The organism is Pseudomonas sp. 21LCFQ02 (genome assembly GCF_024129895.2).
Classification (GTDB): domain Bacteria; phylum Pseudomonadota; class Gammaproteobacteria; order Pseudomonadales; family Pseudomonadaceae; genus Aquipseudomonas.
The window spans coordinates 1,821,894-1,828,491 of sequence record NZ_CM178749.1 but is presented as its reverse complement, the minus strand read 5'-3'; the positions used below and the strand labels follow the sequence as shown (position 1 = coordinate 1,828,491).

The window sequence follows — 6,598 nt, the reverse complement described above, 5'->3', positions numbered from 1 at the left end:
TATCAAGGAGATGAGCCATGCAAATGAAGTCCTGGATCGCGGGTGCAGCGATTGCCCTCAGCGCCCTGCCCGGTATCAGTCAGGCACGTGACACGATGCTGTTGCTGCCGTTCGACAAGGTGATCCAGCAAATGACCCAGCAAGGCAAGCTCGACGGCAGCGTCAAGTTCTACCTGGCGGGCGTGCCGCCACGCGGCAAGGTCACCGTGGTAAGCCCGAATGCGGTCACCAACAAGAAGACCAATGCCTTCAACAAGAGCGACACCGAAGCCTGCGAATGGGTCCTGCAATCGGCGATCCTGCAATTGAACGAAGCGGCCAAGGGTGCCGGCGCCAACGCGGTGACCAACATCACCAGCTACTACAAGAAGATCGAACGCAAAGACCCGGTGAACTACGAGTGCCATGCCGGCGCAGTGATCGCCGGTGTCGCCCTGAAGGGCGACCTGGCCAAGGTCAACTGAGCGGGCGGCAAGCTGTAAGCTTCAAGCTGCACGCGAGAGCACCATGCGCTCTTGCTTGCAGCTTATGGCTTGAAGCTTGCCAGCTCACAAAAAGCTTTGGCCATCGGTGATTGCTCGTCCTTGCGTTGCACCAGCCAGACCGCACTGCTGGCGCCATCGTCGAGCAGAGTGCGGTACGCCACCCCGTCAATGCGCAAGCGCTGATACGACGCCGGTAACACCGTCACCCCCAACCCCGCCGCCACCAGGCCGATGATCGTCATCACTTCGCCCGCTTCTTGAGTAATCAACGGGCTAAAGCCCGCTGCCCTGGCCAGCCCAATGATCTGCGCATACAAGCCGCTGCCGTAGCTACGCGGAAAGAACACGAACGGCTCTTCGGCCAACGCTGCCATGAACAACCCTTGCTCACTGCCAGCCACCAATGGGTGGTCGGAACGCATGATCGCAACCAGCGGCTCACGCAGCAGCTCCACGGCGATCAACGAGTCAGGTAACGGCAAGGGCCGCATGATACCGACCTGCATGCTGCCATCTTGCAGATGATCGACCACGTCCTGGCTGGTCATTTCCTGCAAGGCCAGGTGCACCGCCGGGTAACTCTGGCGAAACGCAAAAATGGCTTTGGGAATGCTTGAGGTAAAGGGCGCCGAGGCTGTGAAGCCGACCTTCAGTTCACCCAGTTCGCCCAACTGCGCACGCCGGGCCACATCAGCGGCTTTATCGACCTGCGCCAATACCAGGCGGGCCTGTTCAAGAAACAAACGCCCGGCTTCGCTCAACTCCACACGCCGGTTGGTGCGCTCAAACAGCCGCGCGCCCAGCTCCTGCTCCAGCGCCTGGATCTGCTGGCTCAGAGGTGGTTGAGAAATGCCCAGCGCCTGGGCCGCCCGGCCAAAGTGCAGCTCTTCGGCCACCGCAATGAAGTAACGCAGATGCCGCAGTTCCATAGGCCACCAAATAAGTCGTACAAGCTATCAATCATGTCTAACAATATATTGGATTGAATCATTAGCCCGCTATATGCTTTTTTCAATGCCTGCCTGTTCTTGCAAGACCGAGGTCCACCGTGAAGCCTGCCAGCCCTGCGCTCAATAACGACACTCCGCCATCGCCCGCCCAGACCGCGAGTCAGGCCGACACCTACATCGAAAAGAACACACCGCTGTTCACCCGCACCGCACTGGCGCTGTTCGCGGCCGGCTTTGCCACCTTCGCCCTGTTGTATTGCGTGCAGCCGATGATGCCGCTGTTGTCACGCGAATTCGCCATCAGTGCCGCGCAGAGCAGCCTGGTGCTGTCAGTCTCTACCGCCATGCTCGCCATTGGCCTGCTGGTTACCGGGCCGATTTCCGACCGTATCGGCCGCAAGCCGGTCATGGTTCTGGCGCTGTTCTGCGCCTCTATCGCCACCCTGGCCAGTGCGCTGATGCCCGACTGGGAAACCGTGCTGGTAACCCGGGCGCTGGTCGGCTTGTCGCTGAGCGGGCTGGCGGCGGTGGCCATGACCTATCTGAGTGAAGAGATCCACCCGACCCATCTGGGCCTGGCCATGGGTTTGTACATCGGCGGCAGCGCGGTGGGCGGCATGTGCGGACGGCTGATCAGCGGGGTACTGATCGACTACGTGAACTGGCACGTTGCACTGCTGGTGATCGGCGGCCTGGCGTTGATTGCCGCCGCGGTGTTCTGGCGCATCCTGCCCGACTCGCGCAACTTCCGCCCCCGTTCATTACACCCGCGCAGCCTGCTGGACGGCTTCGCCGTGCAGTTGCGCGATCAGGGCCTGCCGTTATTGTTCCTGACCGGCTTTTTGCTGATGGGCGCGTTCGTCACCCTGTTCAACTACATTGCCTACCGCTTTCTCGAAGCGCCCTACAACCTGAGCCAGGCCGTGGTCGGGCTGTTCTCGGTGGTCTACCTGTCGGGTATCTACAGTTCAGCAAAAATCGGCTCGCTGGCCGACCGTCTGGGCCGTCGCAAGGTGCTCTGGGCGGTCATTGTGCTGATGCTCGCCGGCCTGGGTCTGACCCTGCTCAACCCGCTGGCACTGGTCATCATCGGCGTGCTGATCTTCACCTTCGGGTTCTTCGGCGCCCACTCGGTGGCCAGCAGTTGGGTCGGCCGCCGCGCCACCACCGCGCGCGGCCAGGCCTCGTCGCTGTACCTGTTCTGCTACTACGCAGGCTCCAGCGTAGCCGGCACCGGCGGCGGCGTGTTCTGGCACTACGCCGGCTGGAATGGCATCGGGTTGTTCATTGGTTTGTTATTGCTGCTGGCGCTGGGGGTGGCGTTGCGGCTGGCCAAGTTACAGCCGTTGGCAGGGGGTAATTGATTGTGTTCAGACTCTTGGCAGCACTACACAATCAAGTGGGAGGCTGCTTTGCAGGCGAATGCAGTGCACAGCACTGCCAAAAGTATTCAAGGCAAGCACAGACCGTCGAAAGAGAAAGTATTTATTCACCATCACCCCGAAAATGAAAAAGCAGTTTCCCCTCTTGGCATCCTCCCCGGTCTGAAGGCCGGAGATCCCTACGGCGCTCAGGCGCGGCATCGAGCCGCCCCCGAGTCGCTTCGGTGGGTTCCTGCTGCTGGCGCCATGACCTCTGCGCTCACTTCACAGGCTAACCGGGCGTGTCCCGCCCTTAGTACATTGATCGCGCCAATCACATCGGCGTTGCCTTCGAAACCACATCCCACGCACCTGAACAGCGCTTGCGTCTGGCGGTTGGCCGCCGACACATGGCCGCAACAAGGGCACGTACGGCTGGTATTTTGCGGCGGCACGACAATGAGCCAGCCGCCGCGCCACGCCAGCTTGTAGTCCAGTTGGCGGCGGAACTCGAACCAGCCCTGATCGAGGATGGCCCTGTTCAGGCCAGACTTGGCCCGAACGTTTCTTCCCGGCGTCTCTGCCGACTGCCGCACCCTGTGCCGTGGGCTGCTCATCGATCTGGCGTTCGGTCTGGATACTCACGAACCACTTGCCACACGACTGGCTCACGGTGATGTTCTTCACCGTGCCAGGCACCTCGCGGCTGTTGCGGTAGCGCAGCCAGCCCAGCTTGGGCAGAAACAGGCGGCTGTTGATCTGGTCGAGCTTGATCTGTTTCGGGTCGGGATAGCGCAAGCTGTTGTTCTGCCCCTTCTTCTTGAACCGGGGAAAGTCGGCTCGCTTGGCGAAGAAATTGGTGTAGGCCCGTTCCAGATCCTTGAGGCTCTGTTGCAACGGGTGAACAGGCGCATCGGCCAGCCATGCGGTTGGCGGGCTATTGCGCCACTCGGTCAGCAACTTGCACAGGCCCGCATAGCCGAGCTTGTTCTCGCCTTGCTCGTGGCGCTCCTTCTGCAACGTCAGCGCCTTGTACGCCCGACAAAAGCCGGGCGTTTTGTAGGAAACGTCGCTAATCAGCCGTGATACTGCGCCGACAGCTCGTGCACCGCTTCGATAAACGCACCAGCGTTGGCCGGGTCGACTTCCGGGGTGATGCCGTGGCCGAGGTTGAAGACGTGGCCGCTACCGTGGCCATAGCTGGCCAGGATACGCGCCACTTCCTGACGGATGGCTTCGGGGCGGGCGTAGAGCACGCTCGGGTCCATGTTGCCTTGCAGCGCGACCTTGTCGCCTACCCGGGCGCGGGCCTGGCCGAGGTCGCAGGTCCAGTCCAGACCCAGCGCTTCAGCGCCGACGTCAGCGATGCTTTCCAGCCACAGGCCACCACCCTTGGTGAACAGGATCACCGGCACCTGGCGGCCTTCATGCTCACGGATCAGGCCAGAGACAATCTTGCGCATATAAGCCAGCGAGAACTCCTGGTAGGCCGCTGCCGAGAGGCTACCGCCCCAGCTGTCGAAGATCTGCACCGCCTGGGCGCCAGCGCGAATCTGGCCATTGAGGTAGGCGGTGACCGACTGCGCCAGCTTGTCGAGCAGCAGGTGCATGGCTTGCGGGTTGTCGTAGAGCATGGCCTTGGATTTGCGGAAGTCCTTGGACGAGCCGCCTTCGACCATGTAGGTGGCCAGCGTCCATGGGCTGCCGGAGAAGCCGATCAGCGGCACCCGGCCGTTGAGCTCCCGACGGATGGTACTGACCGCATCCATCACGTAACCGAGGTCTTTGTGCGGATCAGGGATCGGCAGGGCTTCGATATCGGCCAGGGTGCTGACGGTTTTCTTGAAACGCGGGCCTTCGCCGGTCTCGAAGTACAGACCCTGGCCCATGGCGTCCGGAATGGTGAGGATGTCGGAAAACAGGATCGCGGCGTCGAGCGGGTAGCGCTCCAGCGGCTGCAGGGTCACTTCACAGGCGAATGCCGGGTTCATGCACAGGCTCATGAAGTCGCCGGCCTTGGCACGGCTGGCACGATACTCCGGCAGGTAGCGACCGGCCTGGCGCATCATCCATACCGGAGTGATATCCACAGGCTGCTTGAGCAGGGCACGAAGGAAACGGTCGTTCTTCAAGGCAGTCATGTCGGTTTCCGCAAAAAATAGGCGGGCATTTTCTCAGACCGGCAAGAACAGTTACAAGCAACACGCTTGTCGACATAAGCACAAAGGGCCCGAAGGCCCTTTCATGTTGACTTGCGTCACGCGTAGGAGCTGCTTTAGCAGCGAAATTGCGGCGTCTGCTTCGCGGCTGAAGCCGCTCCTACGATGCCTCGATATCAAACACCGAGGTAGTCGAGGATACCTTCGGCAGCGTTGCGGCCTTCGAAGATCGCGGTCACGACCAGGTCGGAACCACGCACCATGTCACCACCGGCGAAGATCTTCGGGTTGCTGGTCTGGTGCTTGAACTGGCCTTGCTCCGGAGCCACGACGCGGCCCTGGCTGTCGGTCTGGATATCGAACTGCTCGAACCAGGGGGCCGGGCTTGGGCGGAAACCGAAGGCGATAACCACCGCATCGGCCGGGATGATCTCTTCGGAACCGGGGATCGGCTCAGGACTGCGACGGCCACGGGCATCCGGCTCACCGAGACGGGTCTCGACAACTTTGACGCCTTCGACCTTGTCTTCGCCGACAATCGCGATCGGCTGGCGGTTGTAGAGGAACTTCACGCCTTCTTCCTTGGCGTTCTTCACTTCCTTGCGCGAGCCGGGCATGTTTTCTTCGTCGCGACGGTAAGCACAGGTAACAGCCTTGGCGCCCTGGCGGATCGAAGTACGGTTGCAGTCCATCGCGGTGTCACCACCACCGAGTACCACGACCTTCTTGCCCTTCATGTCGATGAAGTCTTCCGGCGCCTTCTCGAAGCCCAGGTTGCGGTTGACGTTGGCAATCAGGAAGTCCAGTGCGTCGTAGACGCCTGGCAGGTCCTCACCGGCAAAGCCGCCCTTCATGTAGGTGTAGGTGCCCATGCCCATGAACACGGCGTCGTATTCTGCGAGCAACTGCTCCATGGTCACGTCTTTACCGACTTCGACGTTCAGACGAAACTCGATGCCCATCCCGGTGAACACTTCACGGCGATGGCTGAGCACGCTCTTTTCGAGCTTGAACTCGGGAATGCCGAAAGTCAGCAGGCCGCCGATTTCCGGGTTCTTGTCGAACACCACCGGCGTCACACCGCTGCGCACCAGGACGTCGGCACAGCCCAGGCCCGCAGGGCCTGCACCGATGATTGCCACACGTTTGCCGGTCGGCACGACGCGCGACATGTCCGGGCGCCAGCCCATGGCGAAGGCGGTGTCGGTGATGTACTTCTCGACCGAGCCGATGGTGACCGCGCCAAACCCGTCATTGAGGGTACAGGCCCCTTCACACAGGCGGTCTTGCGGGCAAACGCGGCCGCAGACTTCCGGCAGGGTGTTGGTCTGGTGCGACAGCTCGGCGGCCGCCAGGATGTTGCCTTCGGCGACCAGTTTCAGCCAGTTGGGAATGAAGTTGTGCACCGGGCACTTCCATTCGCAATACGGGTTGCCGCAACCCAGGCAACGGTGGGCCTGGTCGACGGACTGCTGGGGCTTGAAGGGTTCGTAGATTTCAACGAACTCTTTCTTGCGCTGGCGCAGCAGCTTCTTTTTCGGATCTTTACGTCCGACATCAAGGAACTGGAAGTCGTTACTCAGACGTTCAGCCATGGTTGTTGCCTCATCACGGGCAGCTTCAAGCTTCGAGCTTCAAGCTGC

At 61.2% G+C, this 6,598-nt stretch carries 6 protein-coding genes; 2 read left to right on the top strand and 4 right to left on the bottom strand.

The window, feature by feature from the left end; translation table 11 throughout:
* Positions 1 to 17 precede the first annotated feature (17 nt).
* Positions 18 to 464 carry a hypothetical protein gene (locus tag NJC40_RS08475; protein WP_045486548.1) on the top strand — a complete coding sequence of 149 codons (447 nt, stop codon included), beginning with the start codon at positions 18 to 20 and terminating at the stop codon, positions 462 to 464.
* Between the two features lie 62 nt (positions 465 to 526).
* Here the strand turns inward: NJC40_RS08475 and NJC40_RS08470 are convergent, their stop codons facing one another.
* Complete coding sequence (locus NJC40_RS08470) at positions 527 to 1,414, bottom strand: LysR family transcriptional regulator (RefSeq protein WP_045486545.1); 888 nt, start codon at positions 1,412 to 1,414, stop codon at positions 527 to 529.
* 119 nt (positions 1,415 to 1,533) lie between these two features.
* Between NJC40_RS08470 and NJC40_RS08465 the strand changes: the two genes are divergently transcribed.
* Positions 1,534 to 2,799, top strand: coding sequence for an MFS transporter (locus NJC40_RS08465; RefSeq protein ID WP_492180516.1), 1,266 nt, complete (start codon positions 1,534 to 1,536; stop codon positions 2,797 to 2,799).
* A gap of 206 nt (positions 2,800 to 3,005) precedes the next feature.
* On the opposite strand, the gene NJC40_RS08460 is transcribed toward NJC40_RS08465, so the two are convergent.
* From NJC40_RS08460 to NJC40_RS08450, 3 genes are all read right to left on the bottom strand, one after another.
* Positions 3,006 to 3,413, bottom strand: coding sequence for an RNA-guided endonuclease InsQ/TnpB family protein (locus tag NJC40_RS08460; RefSeq protein WP_253140270.1), 408 nt, complete (start codon positions 3,411 to 3,413; stop codon positions 3,006 to 3,008).
* A gap of 459 nt (positions 3,414 to 3,872) precedes the next feature.
* Positions 3,873 to 4,937, bottom strand: a complete 1,065-nt coding sequence (gene hemE / locus NJC40_RS08455) for a uroporphyrinogen decarboxylase (protein ID WP_253112245.1) — start codon at positions 4,935 to 4,937, stop codon at positions 3,873 to 3,875.
* A gap of 194 nt (positions 4,938 to 5,131) precedes the next feature.
* Positions 5,132 to 6,550: an FAD-dependent oxidoreductase gene (locus NJC40_RS08450; RefSeq protein WP_253112244.1), complete on the bottom strand. Its 1,419-nt coding sequence runs from the start codon at positions 6,548 to 6,550 to the stop codon at positions 5,132 to 5,134.
* Positions 6,551 to 6,598 lie beyond the last annotated feature (48 nt).